A 16,368-nucleotide genomic window follows, 5' to 3' on the forward strand; every position below is an offset into this window, starting at 1 on the left:
ATCAGCCGTTCGGTAGAGGTTCCGGCGGTGCTGACAGTGCTGGCGGTGCCAGTGATGCCGGTGTGTCCGACGGATGGTTCCGCCGTGAGGCTGCCGCGGCGGTGCCGGGGCGGAGAGACGACGGACAGGCCGACCACGGACCGGGCTTCGACCGACCGGGCAACGACGGACCGGGCCTCGACGGACCGGGCGCCGGAGATCTCGCCGACGCCGCACGGGACGACGGCCACACCCGCGCACAGGACGCCGGTTTCTCCTCCGACCCCGGAAGCACCGTCGGCTTCGCGTTCGGCGCCGACGCCGGACACGGCTCCGGACACGGCACCGGGTCCGGCACCGGACCGGACTCCTGGCAGGAGTCCGAGCACCCCGAGCACAGCCACGACCCGCACGAGGTCACGGTGCAGCTCGACGGTGTGGGACGCCACATGGAGGACTGGCTCGTCCAGCAGGCAAAGGGTGCCCCCGGGGCCCAGGAGCCCTCGGACGGCCCGGTCTTCGTCGACGAGACGGGCCGTCGCAGTCGCAGATACCGCAGGATAGGCATGGCGGTCGGCATGGCCTGCGCGGTCTACGCGGTGGTCATCCTCGTCACGCTCATATCGGGCAACTCGAACGCACCCTGGCTGCCCATAAAAGACCAGCAGAACGACGCTCCGGCCGGCAAGGTCGAGCCCTCGCCGCTGCCGACCGACGCCGCCGGTCCCTCCGGCTCGGTGAGCACCCCGCCCGAGGCGAGCATCTCCGGCACCGCCGACGCCACGACGCCGACCCCCGGAGCCAGCGTCTCGGCCGACCCGTCGGTCAGCGAGACGGCACCCGGCAACTCGGCCGACCCCAAGCCCTCGACCACCACCACGAAGCCGGGGTCGGGCAACAACTCGTCCGACCCGGGTTCCGATCCCCCCGACGTCCCCACGTCACCGGACCCCGATCCGGAAACCTCCGACCCCGACGTCACGAACAGCCCCACGGCACCCGCCGGAGCCGGAGCCGGAGCGGGCACGGACACCGTCGCCGCCGACCGGATCGCCGCCGAGCCGACGCTCATCGAGCCGGGCCCGCCCACCTCGTCCTCCCCGGAGAACATCCTCTGATGGCACCCCGCACGCACAAACGCGGCGCAGTCCGGGGCGCCGCCCGGCGCCGCCGCCTGCCCATGCGCTACCTGCTGCCCTCGCTGATCCTCGTCGCCCTGGTGGCGATGCTGATGCTGCGCGGGTACGTACACAGCGAGATACTCGCCGACCACCGCATCCAGCCCGAGGCCGCCACCGACCGCGTACCCGAGAAGATCCTCGACGGCGGTCCGGTCATCGACACCCGCGGCGGACGCACCAGCAGCCTCAGCGTGCCGAAGCACCGCCTCGTCCTCACCTTCGACGACGGCCCGGACCCCGAGTGGACGCCCAAGGTCCTCGACATCCTCAAGAAGCACGACGCGCACGCGGTGTTCTTCGTCACCGGCACCATGGCCTCGCGCTACCCGGACCTCGTCCAGCGCATGGTCGACGAGGGCCACGAGATAGGACTGCACACCTTCAACCACCCCGACCTCTCCTTCCAGTCCAAGAGCCGCATCGACTGGGAGCTGTCCCAGAACCAGCTGGCGCTCGCGGGCGCGGCCGGCATCCGTACGTCGCTGTTCCGGCCGCCGTACTCCTCGTTCGCCGACGCCATGGACAACAAGTCGTGGCCGGTGACCGAGTACATAGGCAGCCGCGGCTACCTCACCGTCGTCAACAACATCGACAGCGAGGACTGGAAGAAGCCCGGCGTCGACGAGATCGTCCGCCGCGCCACCCCCAAGGGCGGCAAGGGCGCCATCGTCCTCATGCACGACTCCGGCGGCGACCGCCACCAGACCGTCGAGGCGCTCGACCGGCTCCTGCCCACCCTGCAGAAGAGCGGCTACGAGTTCGACAACCTCACCGGGGCGCTCGGCGCCCCCAGCGCGCACACCCAGGTCACCGGACCCGACCTGTGGAAGGGCAAGGCCTGGACCTGGGCGGTACAGGCCTCCGACAAGATCACCGGCATCCTCGTCGTCAGCCTCGCCGTCATCGGTGTCCTGGTCATCACCCGCTTCGGCCTGATGCTCCTCCTCTCCGTGGCCCACGCCCGGCGCGTGCGCCGCAAGGGCTTCCGCTGGGGACGGCCGATCACCGAACCGGTCTCGGTGCTGGTCCCCGCGTACAACGAGGCCAAGTGCATCGAGAACACCGTGCGTTCGCTGATGGCCGGCGACCATCCCATCGAGGTCGTCGTCATCGACGACGGTTCGAGTGACGGCACCGCCCGCATCGTCGAGAACCTGCGGCTGCCGAACGTACGCGTCGTACGCCAGCTCAACGCGGGCAAGCCCGCCGCCCTCAACCGGGGCATAGCCAACGCCCGGCACGACCTCATCGTGATGATGGACGGCGACACCGTCTTCGAGCAGGCCACCGTACGCGAACTGGTGCAGCCCTTCGGCGACCCGAGCGTGGGCGCCGTCGCGGGCAACGCGAAGGTCGGCAACCGCGACTCGCTCATCGGCGCCTGGCAGCACATCGAGTACGTGATGGGCTTCAACCTCGACCGTCGCATGTACGACATGCTGCGCTGCATGCCGACGATCCCGGGGGCCGTCGGCGCCTTCCGCCGCTCCGCCCTCGAACGCGTCGGCGGCATGAGCGAGGACACCCTCGCCGAGGACACCGACATCACGATGGCGATGCACCGCGACGGCTGGAAGGTCGTCTACGCGGAGAACGCCCGCGCCTGGACCGAGGCCCCGGAGTCCGTCCAGCAGCTGTGGTCCCAGCGCTACCGCTGGTCGTACGGCACCATGCAGGCGATCTGGAAGCACCGCCGGGCGGTCGTCGAACGGGGCCCGTCGGGCCGCTTCGGCCGCGTGGGTCTGCCCCTGGTCTCCCTCTTCATGGTCCTGGCCCCGCTGCTCGCCCCGCTGATCGACGTGTTCCTGCTGTACGGGCTCGTGTTCGGCCCCACGGAGAAGACGATCGGCGCCTGGCTGGGCGTACTCGCCGTCCAGGCGGTGTGCGCCGCGTACGCCTTCCGGCTGGACAAGGAACGCATGACCCCGCTCATCTCGCTGCCCCTGCAACAGATCCTCTACCGCCAGCTCATGTACGTCGTCCTGCTCCAGTCCTGGATCACCGCCCTGACCGGCGGCCGCCTGCGCTGGCAGAAACTGCGGCGCACCGGCGTCGTGGGTTCGGCACCGGGCGCGACGGCCGGCGCGGTACCGCGCCCACGCGCGGAGAGCGGCAGCGATCGGAGGCCGGTCGGATGACACACGGACGCCACAGCATGGACCCGGGCACACCGCCACCGGAGCCGACGCCATCGGATCCCACGCCGTCGTTCGGGAGGCCACGGCAACGGCCCGACGAGCCGCAGGGCTACACGGAGGCACGGGGTTACCCGGAGGGCTCCCAGTACGACGCGACGTGGGTGATGTCCCCGTTCGGGACGGAAGCCCGGCCGGAAGCGGCCCGGATGGAGGCCACGGCGGCGTGGCCGGAGGCGGACGGAACATCCGCCGGGCCGCCGGCATCCGGCGCGCCCTTGGTGTCGACGGTTCCTGCTCCAGCCGCTCACCCCGGCGCTTCCGCCGCTCCTCCCAGTCCTCCCGCTTCCGCGCCGAAGAAGGCGGGACGCGACCGCTACCTGGACCTTCTGCGCACGCTGGCACTGATCCGCGTCGTCATCTACCACCTGTTCGGCTGGGCCTGGCTCACGGTGCTCTTCCCGTCCATGGGCGTGATGTTCGCGCTCGCCGGTTCACTGATGGCGCGCTCGCTGAAACGCCCGGCCCTGGGCGTGATCCGCGGTCGTGTGCGCCGGCTCCTGCCGCCCCTGTGGGTGTTCAGCGCCGTCATGCTCGCCATGATGTTCGCCGCCGGCTGGAACATCTCCGAGGACCCCGACAACGGCGGCACCTGGGGCATGATCGAGCTCTTCAACTACGTCGTACCGATCGGCGCCCCGCCGTTCCCCTGGAGCATCGGCGACAAGTCGGGCCTCCTGGAGCAGACGTGGGCGGTTCAGTCGGCGGGCGTGCTCTGGTACCTACGCGCGTACCTGTGGTTCGTGATCGCGTCCCCGCTGCTCCTCTGGGCGTTCCGCCGGGCCCCGTGGCCGACGCTGCTGGCGCCGCTCGGCCTGACGGCCGTGGTCGGTACGGGCCTGGTCACCATCCCCGGCGAAACGGGCAACGCGATCTCGGACTTCGCGGTCTACGGCGGCTGCTGGGTCCTCGGTTTCGCCCACCATGAGGGCATGATGCAGAAGCTCCCGCGCTATGCGGTGGTCTCCTGCTCCGCGCTGCTGATGGCGTTCGGCCTGTGGTGGGCGTCGGGCCATCTCGGCCCCGACGGCTGGGACCTGAACGACATCCCGCTGGCCCAGGCCACCTGGTCCTTCGGGTTCGTCGTCATCCTGCTCCAGTACTCCCCGTCCTGGCAGGAACTCCCCGGCCGCCTCAAGCGCTGGGACAGGCTGGTCACCCTCTCCAACAGCCGCGCCATGACGATCTACCTGTGGCACAACCTCCTCATCATGGCGACGGTCCCGATCCTCGACCAGCTCTATAACCTGCCGTTCATGGACGACCAGTTGGTGGGCGTACTGGACACGACGTACATGCTGTGGATGTTCCTACTGGTCTGGCCCCTGATCGGCCTCGCTATCATCTCGGTCGGCTGGATCGAGGACCTGGCGGCGAAGCGAAGCCCACAGCTGTGGCCGGACGGGAGCGCAAGCAAGCACACACAGCCACAGACGAGGAAAAGGGCACACCGAGCCTGAGTGGTGAGTGCTTGCTGAGGCGAACTCGGCTGTCGGCCATGGGCCGCCCGGATCAATCCGGGCGGCCCTTCGCTTGCCTGCTCGAAGCCGTACATGGCCGGAACGGAGACTGTGCCCCCAGGGCATGCTGCAGGCCAAGGACGAGGGATGACCCGGCAGCCTGGAGGCGTTTCGACGATAATGCCGAACTTCAGATGACCGGTTCTCTCGCTCGACCAGCACCAGTCAGTCAACGGCTACAGCTACGGAGGCAACAACCCGGTCTCCAACGCCGACCTGCCGGGCTTGCAGTATCCGGCGCACCAGGGGAGCGGCGGCGGCCAGCTCAGTGACGGGTGCTACTTGGTTCTCACGGATCCGTGCGGCGGCGTCTACGGTGCTGCGGCTAGCATCGGGCGGATCATTGAGGAGCTGAGTAAGGGGCTCCGGGAGGCCGAGGACAATTCAGTGTCAGGAAGCTTTGGAGAATTCATCAACGAGGCGGCGAAGGCTATGCCTGATGAGGTCTACTCTACTGAGAAGGTGGCCGCCCAAGGTAACCGGATGATTCTCAGGATTCTTGGCTTGATGATGCCAATCTGGAAAAATGGTTGATTAATGGCTAGATTTCGATGCCGTTGCGGCGAGATAATTTCCATGAGTGGAGAGATTCCCAATCCACTTGAATGGCACCTGGCGTCGGATCAGGAGCTGGAGGAATCCTGGGAGAATTTCGCGGGTCTACAGGAAAAGGCAAGGCCAGTCTTCTTGTGTCCTGCGTGTGGGCGAATCTGGGTCTATTGGAATGGGTATGAAGGCCCACGTGTTTCATATTTGCGCGCGAGAGTGAGTAAAGAGATTGGCAACCCTTCGAGTGGGTTTGTCGAGGGGGTATCATACGTGTCAGTGCTTGATCTTCCGGCGCAGGACATTGAAATTGGAATCGCTGATGGAGTAGATGTTTCTGCTCTTCGTGAAGGACTGTGTCGAGTTTTGTCATATGGGAATCCGGATAAAATTCCGAGGATGAGTAATATGTGACTCTTAGCTCACCTGGCGTCGGCCTGCCAGTTCATCGGGCGGGCCGAAGGAGTCGTTTCCTAAGTGGAGGACAGGTCCATTGAGGGGACCTCGACGAAGGCGGTAGCGCAATGGATGACTTGCTGGCGGTGATTGCGTCGTGAGGTCGTTGATCGTATGCCTTCCGCGGGGAGTGACTCTTGACGATGTTCGAGATCAATTGCTCGCTTTCGGTGTGAATGCGGACTGTCAGGACGGGCGGATCGCCGCGTTGCATGAAGGCTCTATCGCCTGGGTTGAGCCGGACTTGGTTGGTGAACTGGAGAGGGAATACGAACAGGACGAGCTCGCCCGCATAGAAGGGCTTATTGGAGACTGGGATGGATTCGGTGTCGACTATCGGTCCGTAGAAGCCGCCGACGCCGTCGTAGCCGCGGTATGTGCTCGATGGCCTTGTGCTGTGGACGATGATGCGGGATTTATTGGGCCAGGTGTCGAATATCTCGCCCTCAACTCCATTCGTTCCCGGCGTCCTGAAGAGCTCGGGTGAGACTTAAGTGCAGTGGACTCCATCCGCCGGTACGCTCAGCGTCACAAGATGCCTGCAGTGATCGACATAGAACCATTGATCGTTCCTCAGGAACTGGGTAAGCGGGAGGGAGGGATGGCGACGTTATGGCTGTGTACGTGTCGATTCGGGGATGGATCGAATGTGACCCAAAGCAGTTGGATTCCCTGAAGAACATCATTGCCGAACACTCCGACAACGCCTACTCCGGCGGATGGGGGTTTCCGGCCCAGCCGTTCAACTGGACGTCGTACGCGTTCTACGGTGGCGATCTACAGGTGGCGGACGTGCCCTGGTTGCGTAACCAGCTCGCGGAGATGGCCGCACTGCAACCGGGAGACGAGGACGAGTCTCAAGTGGAGGGCTTGTTTCTGGTGACGCACGAAGTCGACGGGTTGACCGAGTGGCAGATCCGTGACGGAGGGCTGTACGAGGTTCCGGGAAGCGAAGGGCACGCGTATCTGGGAGCGTGAGCGTCAAGGTCCGGAACGAGCGGGCCGCATCGGGACGGCAACGTGATCCACCGAACGGCTCACGAAGAGCGCCGGGGCTGGTTCCTCGAAGCGTGAGTGGGGCGTCGCCCAGCCAGATCACCATGTGGACGGCAAGCGGGGGTGTCCGGCGAAGCAGGGCCGCTCCGCCTCGTCGTGTCATTGGTGGCCTGTCCCGTCACAGGGCCCGCCTCGTTCTGTCGAGTGTTCTGTTTGCTCGGGCCAAGTCGAGAGCTCCGTACGCGATCAGCGGCGGATGATTCGGTAACCCTTTGTGTAGATATGCGGTCTTAAGCGCAGGTTTCGTCAACACCCCGCCGCAATTCGCTCTGGTGTCGTCCACTACACCCTCGGTAGCGTGGCTGCGCTCATGACCCCCTCGTCTCACCGGGAGCTGTCTGTGAACCGCCGTCCCACTCTGCTCGCAGCGGCCACGCTGACTGCCGCCGCAGCCTTGTCGCTGTCCGCCTGCGGTGGCGACGACAGCTCCGCGGACAAGGGCAAGGACAACGACAAGATCGCGGGCGCTGACACAGGCGCCGAGAAGTCGGCTTCGCCGAGCGCGTCCGCGGAGGCTGCCGCCGGGCGGCCGAAGATCGAGTTGCCGGCGGATCTTCACTACTCCTTTGAGTGGAAGAGGACGGGCGACGCGGACAGGAAGGCTGTCCTGTCGGACGGCGAGCAGTTCATCAAGGCCACGGACCAGGCCATTGCCAACCAGGATGCGCTCGACCCTGCGTATCGCTTCTACTCAGAGGGTGAGCTGGCGGCGTCGACGGAGAAGTACGTGCAGCGCTTCGTGGATCACGGAGCTCGCACTACTGGGACCTACCGCTTCTACAACGAGTCGGTGACGGTCCGAGGCGATGGATCGGCGACGCTCACGTACTGCGAGGACCAAGGCAAGGCCTACAACAAGTACGTCAAGACTGGAAAAGTCGACAAGACGCCGGTAACCAAGAAGAGTTACGTCTTCTACAACACGGTCTTGAAGAAAAATGGGGCCGGGGTCTGGGTGACCCAGGACATGCTTTCAGAGAGGGCGAGTAGCAAATGCCAGCCGTGAACAGGAGCGGAGTCGTTGTCGGCTCAGCGATCGCCCTGGTGTTCTTGGCCAACTCCGGTCTGGCATCGGCTGATGACGACTTCGGTAATGGCAGCCAGAAGCCAAGTAAGCCACCGGTCTCCGGCAACAGCGACGGCAAAGGCAACCTCTCCGCCACGGCCGGCGCCGTCGTCTTCGACCGTTCCAAGAACGGTTCCGGGCAGTCGGCCGGCCCCGTCACCTCCTCGGCGTCGAACTGGACGCCGCCCGCTTGCTATTACGCCCCGAAGTACAGCCCGGAGCAGCTGCAGAAGCATCTGGAGCCGATCTGGCAGGCGGAATCCACGGGGTACGAGTGGGACGCGAAGCAGCGGAAGACGTTCGAGGGTGGCGAGCCGTACAAGGACTTCAACAAGGACAAGGCCGGCAAGGGTTACTTCTGGGACTCGTACGTCACCGAGGGCAGGGAGGGCGACCCCGGCGCGCTCGACTGTACGAAGGACATCTTCTGGGTGGACCAGGGAGCTCCTCCGCCCCCGGAGATCCCGCAGGCGATCACCCCCGAAATGCTCGCCCAACTCGCCTACGCCGAGATCCGCGTGCCCTCGACCACGGTCGAACTGGCCCCGGAGGGCACCACGAAGGTGAACCTGCCGACGTGGGCGTGGCTGGACGCGGCGAAGTTCAAGCCGGTCTCCGTGACGGCGTCCGTCCCGTTGCTGAACGTCCAGGCGACGACAACGGCCGAGCCGGTCTCGCTGAAGATCGAGCCGGGTACGGCCGACGCGACGACGTATCCCGCCTCAGGGGTGTGCGCACTGAACGGCGACCAGATCGGCGAGGCGTACGCGAAGGGCAAGGCGGACGAGACTCCGCCGTGCGGCGTGAAGTACCTGCGCTCGTCGGGCGACGGCTCGTACCAGCTCCAGGCCACGATCACGTGGAAGATCCACTGGACGGGCACCGGTGTGAACGAGGAGCGGGGTCTGCCGGACGGCGAGTTCGGCGCCGACCAGGACGTGGTCGTGCAGGAGATCCAGTCCATCAACCGCTGAGCTGATCGCGAAGTGAACTTGCCGGTGCCCGGCGACCGTTTCGCAGCGTGAGGCGGCTCCTGGGTCAGCAGGCTTGCCACCTCTGGGCGTCCCTGGTGGTGCGGTAACTTCGCTTGTACGTACGGTTGCTGGTCTGGTTGGCGTGACGGGGGTTGCGTGGTGGCGGGTTATCGGCCGACGGACTGGCATGTGCTGGATCTGGAGAAGGATCCGACGCCGGGGGATCCGGTTCGGGTGAAGTCCCTCGCCAAGAGCCTGCATGACTTTGCCGATGACGTGCAGGATGCCCTGCGTCTGGTGAAGGGGATGGCGGAGGAAGACGCCGTCCTGACGATGATCGGCAAGACCGCCGAGGTGTTCCGGGACGAGTTCTCCGGGGTTCCGAAGGATCTCAAGAAGCTGAAGAAGTCGTACGACCTGGCCGGGGATGCGCTGGCCGCGTACTGGCCCAAGCTGGAGCGCGCTCAGGCCCTTGCCGACAAGGCGCTGGCGAAGGGCCGTGAGGCGCAGGCCGATCTCTCGTCCGCCAAGTCCCGTCTGTCGTCGGCCGATTCGTGGGTGAGCCGGGCCAACAAGGAGTCGGACAAGTACAAGGACGATCCGACCGGTGGGAAAGATGTTGAGAAGCCGGACGAGGCGAAGGTGCGGGCCGCGACCCGGGATGCGCAGAGTGCCAAGGACGCCCATACCTCGGCCCAGTCGGATGTGACCTCCGCGCAGAACGCCCTCGACGCGGCGAAGAAGATGGCCGGCGATGCTCGCGCGATGCGTGAGGAGGCCGCCGGCGAGGCCAAGCGGAAGCTCGACGAGGCTTCCGACGCGGGCATTCAGAACCGTAAGTGGTATGAGGAGGTCGGGGACTGGTTCGTCGACAACTGGGACACCATCGTCGCCGTGTGCAAGGTCGTCGTTGCCGTCCTTGGCATCATCGCGATGATCATCGGGGGGCCGATCCTCGGCGCCATCGTGCTGATCGCCGCGCTCGTCGTCCTCGCCGACACCCTCAGCAAATACGCCAAGGGGCAGGCCTCCCTGTGGGATGTGGCGTTCGCCGCCCTGGACTGCATACCCGGCATGAAGGGGCTGACCACCCTCGGCGGACTGGCCAAGGGCCTGAAAGCCCTGGGTGCGGGTGGGCTCAAGGCCATGGCCAAAGGGCTGGGCAAGCGTGCTCGGGGCCTGGGCCGTAAGAGCGTGAAGGAGTCCCCGACAGGTTCGAGTCGCCCGAAGGAGAGCATTTGCTCGAACGGTACTGACCCGGTCGACCTGGCCACCGGCAAGATGTACCTGCCGCAGACCGACATCACTCTGCCCGGTACCCTGCCGTTGGTATTCCGCCGCCGGGTGGAATCCGGCTACCGAGCAGGCTGGTGGTTCGGCCCCTCATGGTCCTCCACCGTCGACCAGCGGTTGGAGTTCGACGACGAGGGCGTTGTCTTCATCCACGATGAAGGACTGCTTCTCGCCTACCCCGCACCCCAGACGGGCGTGCCGGTTCTGCCCAGCCGTGGCCCCCGCTGGCCCCTCACCCGGACCGACAGCGCCGACGCCTCGACGTACACGATCACTGATCCGTCCACCGGTCACTCCCGGCGCTTCCTCCGGCACAGTGACATCGCCGTCCTCCAGTCGATCGAGGACCGCAACGGCAACACAATCACCTTCGAATATGACGAGCAGGGCGCTCCTGCCGCTGTCCGGCACAGCGGCGGCTATCACCTCAAGATCACCACTGAGGACGAGCGGATCACCTCCCTCCATCTCGCTGGGGCGGCGCCCGACGGCGGCGATCAGGAAATTCGTCGTTACGGCTACGTCCACGGCGACCTCACTTCGGTCACCAACTCCTCTGGACTGCCCCTGCAGTTCACCTACGACTCGGCGGGCCGTGTCACCTCGTGGACCGACAGCAACGGCCACAGCTACGCCTACGAGTACGACGAGCAGGACCGCTGTATCGCCGAGGGCACCCCCGAAGGCCACATGGCGCTGCGGATCAGCTACTCGGGACCGGACGGAGGCACCGGCCAGGCGATCACGACGACCACCACTGGTGAGGGTCACACACGCCAGTTTTTGATCAACGACGTACACCAACTCGTGGCGGAAACCGACCCGCTCGGCAGAGTGATCCGCTATGAGCGGGACCAGTACGACCGACTTCTCTCTCAGACCGATCCGCTCGGCCGTGTCATCCGATTCCGATACGACGACGCCGGGAACCTCACGACCGTCGTTCGGCCTGACGGGAGCGAAGCGCACTCCGAGTACAACGAACTCGGTCTGCCCGTCCGGGTCGTCAACGCTGACGGCGAGACGTGGCAGCAGGTCTATGACGACCGAGGCAACAGAGTCCAGGTGACCGACCCCGTCGGTGCCGTCACCCGCTACACCTATGACGAGAGCGGCAACCTCGTCTCCATCACCGACGCTCTGGGGCACACCACTCGTTTTCGTACGGACGCCACCGGTCTGCCTGTGAGGACGACCGATCAGCTCGGCATGACCACGAGATATGAGCGGGATGCCTTCGGCCGTCGGCTCGCGGTGACCGATCCTCTCGGCCGCACTGTCCGACTGGAGTGGACGGTGGAGGGCAGGTTGGCCCGCCGTACCGCGCCCGACGGCAGCTACGAGTCGTGGACGTACGACGGTGAGGGCAACCGCACCAGTCACACCGACCGAATGGGCAATGTCTCCCGCTTCGAGTACACCTGCTTCGATCTGCTCAGCGCGCGCACTGGGCCGGACGGCGTGCGTCTGGAGTTCGGGCACGACACGGAGTTGCGCCTCACCAGGGTCACCAATCCGCTGGGACTCACCTGGTACTACACGTACGACCCCGCAGGCCGCCTGACCCGAGAGACGGATTTCGACGGTCGCGTCACCACCTATGTCTACGACGCGGCTGATCAACTTGTCTCGCGCACCAACGCTCTTGGGCAGGTGATCCGGTATCGGCGCGATGTTCAGGGCCGGATCGCCTCCAAGGAGGCCGACGGTGCCGCTACAACCTTCAGCTATACGCCGGCAGGACGCCTCGTCCGAGCGGAGAGCAGCGAGGTGACTCTCACACGGCGATGTGGTCCCGCCGGCCGGCTGTTCTCCGAGACGGTCAACGGCCGCACCACCGAGTACGCGCAGGATGCTCTGGGGCGCCGCACAGGCAGGGTGACCCCCACCGGGGCGACAAGTGCCTGGTCCTACGACCCAGCCGGTCGGCGTACGCAACTCACGACCGCGGGCCGCACCATCGCCTTCGACTATGACGAGGCGGGCCAGGAAATCACCCGTCATGTCGGTGAGAACGTCACGCTGACTCACGCCTTCGACCGACTGGGCCGTCTCACTGGCCAGTCCGCCGCCGCGGCAGACGGCCACACGATCCAGGACCGGACATACACCTACCGAGCCGACGGAAACCTCATCCGGCTCGATGACCGACTGAACGGGACTCGGCATTTCGACGTCGACACCGGAGGCCGAGTGACCGGCGTCCGTTCCGCCGACTGGACCGAGTCCTATGCCTACGATTCCGACGGTAACCAGACGCACGCCGTCTGGCCGGAGAACCACGCCGGCCACGAGGCGACGGGCCCCCGTACATACGTGGGCACTCGTATCACCCGTGCGGGAAGGGTTCGTTACGAGCACGACGCTCTGGGGCGCATTGTGCTCCGGCAGAAGCGCCGACTCTCCCGCAAGCCGGAAACATGGCGTTACACCTGGGACGCGGAGGACCGGCTCACCGCCGTCACGACCCCCAACGGGAGGCTGTGGCGCTATCAATACGATGCCCTGGGCCGCCGCGTAGCCAAGCAGCGGCTCGCACCCGACGGCGAAACCGTCGTGGAGAGCACAACGTTCATATGGGACGGCAGCGTTCTTTGCGAACAGACGACCACGGCGGCGGACTTTCCTGATCCCGTCACTGTGACCTGGGAGCATCAGGGTCTGCGCCCGGTATCTCAGCTCGAACGCAAAACCGCCGATGGCGCGTCACAGGACGAGATCGACTCCCGTTTCTTCACCATCGTCAACGACCTCGTCGGAACTCCCAGCGAACTTGTCGATGAGACCGGCGACATAGCCTGGCGTTCGCGCTCCACTCTGTGGGGCACCACAACGTGGGCCGCCGACAGTTCGGCTTACACTCCGCTGCGGTTTCCCGGCCAGTACTACGACCCGGAGACAGGCCTCCATTACAACCACCACCGCGTTTACGATCCGGAGACTGCTCGCTATATCAGTCCGGATCCTCTGGGTCTTACTCCGAGCCCCAATCCCAACGCATATGTACGAAATCCTGTCATCTGGACCGATCACCTCGGCCTCTCACCCGACGGCTGCCCTCCACTGCTCTATCGCGCACCGAAGTCGGGCCAGCGAGAAGCAGCACGCCAGGGGTTGGACCCTTCCATGCACGGCGCGCAGGGACGCCACGAGGGTACGGCATATCTTGGGGACAGTCCGGATGTCGCCGCACAGTACGCGGGAGAGCCGGGCTTCGAAGCAGGATTCTGGGAATACAAGATGAAGCCGGAATTCCGAGACGAATTTCCGGCCAGTGAATATCGACAGGTGCACGAGAACAGCCGAGGCGCGGAGGAATATGAATGGGTTATCCCTGAAGAGGATATCCCGCGATTTAATGCACTTATCGACGGTGAACCACAATGGTTCGACTCCACTCATGGTTGGTATGAGAGGGGGCGATGATCGATACATTTGCTCGGTGTCAGCGACAGATTGGAATGCAATGCCTCATCAAATTCCGCCGGGACGTGTTCAGACGGGTGACGTCCTCAGGGGAAAGATCTCCGGTATCGAAGACTTCGGAGTGTTCGTGGATATGGGAGGATTTGAAGGGCTGATCGACCGGCTTGAAATCTCTTGGAATCGGATCGAGGATCATTCCCGTTTCCTGAGTGTGGGGCAAGAAGTTGCCGTGCTCGTCCTGAACGCGGTGACGGAACGCGGACCGATGGCTCTCTCGCTCAAAGCGCTGGACCCGGACCCCATGCGAGAGTTCGCACGGGAGAAGCTCGGCCGCGAAGTCTCCGGGACCGTCACGGAGATCGGCCCGATCGGCGCGTTCGTGCGGGTGGACGTGGACCTCGACGCAGACCTCGTGGGGCTGGTACTCGGGCGGCGGCCCAACGGCGAGTCTGAGCCCTCTCGCAAGGAACTGCAGGTCGGTGACGACGTCTCGGTGACGGTTCTCGGGGTCAACGTCCATAAACGACAGATCAGCCTTGCCGTCTGTGGTGAGGGGGAGGGGCGGCGGGGCTGAGAGCAGGGGCACCGCGCACCGCAGGCGGATGGCGGCAGGTTCCGGAGGGTTCCGGAGGGTTCCGGAGGGTGCCGGGCCGGCCGTGACTCCCGCAGCGAGGCTTTGCGATGGTCAACACGGTGACGTTTTCACTCCCCGCAGGTCACTCTTCAGACGCATTCAGCCGCTGCTTCCTGAGCTTATGGATGGGTTGAGGCCGAAATGCCGTCGCCCTTGCCGTAATTCGCTCTGGTGTCGTCTCGTGCACTCTCGGTAGCGTGGCTGTGCTCATGACCCCCTCGTCCCACCGGGAGCTGTCTGTGAACCGCCGTCCCACTCTGCTCGTCGCGATCACGCTGACCGCCGCCGCCGCGGCCTTGTCGCTGTCCGCCTGCGGTGGCGGCGACAGCTCCAAGGATCAGGGCAAGGACAACGACAAGATCGCGGGCGCCGACACCGGCACGGAGAAGTCGGCTTCGCCGAGCGCGTCCGCGGAGGCTGCCGCCGGGCGGCCGAAGATCGAGCTGCCGTCGGATGTGACGCACAGCTTCGTTCCCGAGAAGTCCGACGATGCTGTCAAGAACGCGGTCCTGAAGGACAACGCGGAACTCGTCCGCGCACTTGACGCGGCCATCGTCGCCCAGAACCCGCGACTGCCTTCCCTGGAGTTCTACACGGAGGGAGAGGGCGCGGTGGCCGCTCAGAAGTGGGTCAAGGCGTTCTCGGACGTCGGCTGGACGGTCACCGGAGACGTGCGTTACTTCGACCGCCAGGTCACGGTGAGTTCCAAGAACGCCGCTTCGCTCACCTACTGCGCCGATGAGAGCAAGGCGTACAGCAAGGTCATCAAGACCGAGGAGATCAAGAAGACCAAGGTCACCAAGAGAAGTTACGTCGCCTACGGCGTGCAGGTGGAGAAGAACGATGAAGGGGTCTGGGAACTCATGAAGATCTCCTCCACCCGAGGGGCTGACAGGTGCCAGCCATGAGTCGGCTTTTTCGTATCGCGACGGCCGTGCTGCTGGCGGGCACCATCTGCACGATTGCGGTGCCTGTCGCCAACGCCGAGCCGATCCCTCCCGGCGGGGAGGATTCATTCGGTGGCGATTCCGGGAACGGCAAAGGACCCTCGGGCGGTGTCGATGGCAACACCATCAACTCCTCCGCGAGCGGCATCGTCTTCGACCGTTCCAAGAACGGCAGCGGCGGTTCCGTCGGAGCCGTAAGGCCCACGACCACCTGGACTCCGCCCGCCTGCTGGTACGCCCCGAAGTACACCCCGGAGCAGCTCCAGAAGCAGATGGAGCCGATCTGGGAGGCCGGGTCGACCGGTAGTGGGTGGGACAGTGATCAGCGCAATCGGTATGTCAACGGGGAGCCCTACAAGGACTTCAACAAGGACAAGACCGGTAAGGGCTATTTCTGGGACTCGTTCGTCGACAAGAGTTATCCGCCGGGCTGGGACAAGTGCGAGGAGCCGCCCTTCTGGGTGGATCAGGGAGACCCTCCGCCGGCCGACATCGAGAACGCCGTGACTCCCGAGATGCTCGCCCAGCTCGCGTACGCCGAGATCCGGGTGCCCGGCACCGAGGTGACCCTGGCGCCCGAAGGCACGACCAAGGTGAACCTGCCGACCTGGGCCTGGCTGGACGGCGCCGACTTCAAGCCGGTCTCGGTCACGGCGTCCGTACCCCTGATCGGTATCGAGGCGACGACCACGGCCGAGCCGGTCTCGTTGAAGATCGAGCCGGGTACGGCGGATGCGACGACGTATCCCGCCTCCGGGGTGTGCGAGCTGAACGGTGATGAGATCGGTGAGGCGTACGCGAAGGGCAAGGCCGGCGAGACTCCGCCGTGTGGTGTGAAGTATTTGCGTTCGTCGGGGGACGGCTCGTATCAGCTCCAGGCGACGGTCACGTGGAAGATCCACTGGACGGGCACCGGTGTGAACGAGGACCAGCCTTTGCCGGACGGCGAGTTCGGGGCCGGCCAGGACGTGGTCGTGCAGGAGATCCAGTCCATCAACCGCTGACCGCGGTGGTCTGCTCATCCGCCGGTCAGACGTTCCCCGAGGGGCAGGACGGGTGAACGAGGAGAGGCAAGGGGTAACGGGGTATGGCGGA

At 65.4% G+C, this 16,368-nt stretch carries 12 protein-coding genes; all 12 read left to right on the forward strand.

Annotated elements, in window-relative coordinates:
* The first annotated feature begins 62 nt into the window (after nt 1–62).
* The 12 genes from AOK01_RS41415 (at nt 63) to AOK01_RS20785 (ending at nt 16,277) form a co-directional block, all read left to right on the forward strand.
* Nucleotides 63–1,097 carry a hypothetical protein gene (locus tag AOK01_RS41415; protein WP_055513859.1) on the forward strand — a complete coding sequence of 345 codons (1,035 nt, stop codon included), beginning with the start codon at nt 63–65 and terminating at the stop codon, nt 1,095–1,097.
* Nucleotides 1,097–3,298 (forward strand): bifunctional polysaccharide deacetylase/glycosyltransferase family 2 protein, encoded by a 2,202-nt coding sequence (locus AOK01_RS20740; protein ID WP_055513861.1) that lies wholly within the window; start codon nt 1,097–1,099, stop codon nt 3,296–3,298. Before AOK01_RS41415 ends, AOK01_RS20740 begins: the two co-directional genes overlap by 1 nt.
* Nucleotides 3,299–3,504: 206 nt before the next feature.
* Nucleotides 3,505–4,815 carry an acyltransferase family protein gene (locus tag AOK01_RS20745; RefSeq protein ID WP_055513956.1) on the forward strand — a complete coding sequence of 437 codons (1,311 nt, stop codon included), beginning with the start codon at nt 3,505–3,507 and terminating at the stop codon, nt 4,813–4,815.
* A gap of 285 nt (nt 4,816–5,100) precedes the next feature.
* On the forward strand, nt 5,101–5,409 hold the full coding sequence (locus AOK01_RS20750; RefSeq protein ID WP_055513863.1) for a hypothetical protein: 309 nt from the start codon (nt 5,101–5,103) through the stop codon (nt 5,407–5,409).
* A 598-nt stretch (nt 5,410–6,007) separates the two neighbouring features.
* Nucleotides 6,008–6,364 carry a hypothetical protein gene (locus AOK01_RS43610; protein ID WP_157871381.1) on the forward strand — a complete coding sequence of 119 codons (357 nt, stop codon included), beginning with the start codon at nt 6,008–6,010 and terminating at the stop codon, nt 6,362–6,364.
* Nucleotides 6,365–6,489: 125 nt separating this feature from the next.
* Nucleotides 6,490–6,855 carry a hypothetical protein gene (locus AOK01_RS20755; protein ID WP_055513865.1) on the forward strand — a complete coding sequence of 122 codons (366 nt, stop codon included), beginning with the start codon at nt 6,490–6,492 and terminating at the stop codon, nt 6,853–6,855.
* A gap of 376 nt (nt 6,856–7,231) precedes the next feature.
* Nucleotides 7,232–7,939 carry a hypothetical protein gene (locus tag AOK01_RS20760; protein WP_342671050.1) on the forward strand — a complete coding sequence of 236 codons (708 nt, stop codon included), beginning with the start codon at nt 7,232–7,234 and terminating at the stop codon, nt 7,937–7,939.
* Nucleotides 7,927–8,973: a hypothetical protein gene (locus AOK01_RS20765; RefSeq protein ID WP_055513870.1), complete on the forward strand. Its 1,047-nt coding sequence runs from the start codon at nt 7,927–7,929 to the stop codon at nt 8,971–8,973. The genes AOK01_RS20760 and AOK01_RS20765 overlap by 13 nt, the downstream gene beginning before the upstream one ends.
* A gap of 306 nt (nt 8,974–9,279) precedes the next feature.
* Nucleotides 9,280–13,692: an RHS repeat-associated core domain-containing protein gene (locus tag AOK01_RS20770; protein ID WP_425424751.1), complete on the forward strand. Its 4,413-nt coding sequence runs from the start codon at nt 9,280–9,282 to the stop codon at nt 13,690–13,692.
* Between the two features lie 16 nt (nt 13,693–13,708).
* A complete protein-coding gene (locus tag AOK01_RS41420; RefSeq protein ID WP_169800144.1) occupies nt 13,709–14,266 on the forward strand; it encodes a S1 RNA-binding domain-containing protein in 558 nt (185 codons plus the stop codon).
* A gap of 257 nt (nt 14,267–14,523) precedes the next feature.
* On the forward strand, nt 14,524–15,234 hold the full coding sequence (locus tag AOK01_RS20780) for a hypothetical protein (RefSeq protein ID WP_342671051.1): 711 nt from the start codon (nt 14,524–14,526) through the stop codon (nt 15,232–15,234).
* The gene (locus AOK01_RS20785; RefSeq protein WP_055513875.1) at nt 15,222–16,277 is read left to right on the forward strand and encodes a hypothetical protein; all 1,056 of its coding nucleotides are present in this window, start codon (nt 15,222–15,224) and stop codon (nt 16,275–16,277) included. Before AOK01_RS20780 ends, AOK01_RS20785 begins: the two co-directional genes overlap by 13 nt.
* The last annotated feature ends 91 nt before the right edge of the window (nt 16,278–16,368 follow it).

This window comes from Streptomyces aurantiacus (assembly GCF_001418335.1).
GTDB classification, from domain to species: Bacteria; Actinomycetota; Actinomycetes; order Streptomycetales; family Streptomycetaceae; genus Streptomyces; species Streptomyces aurantiacus.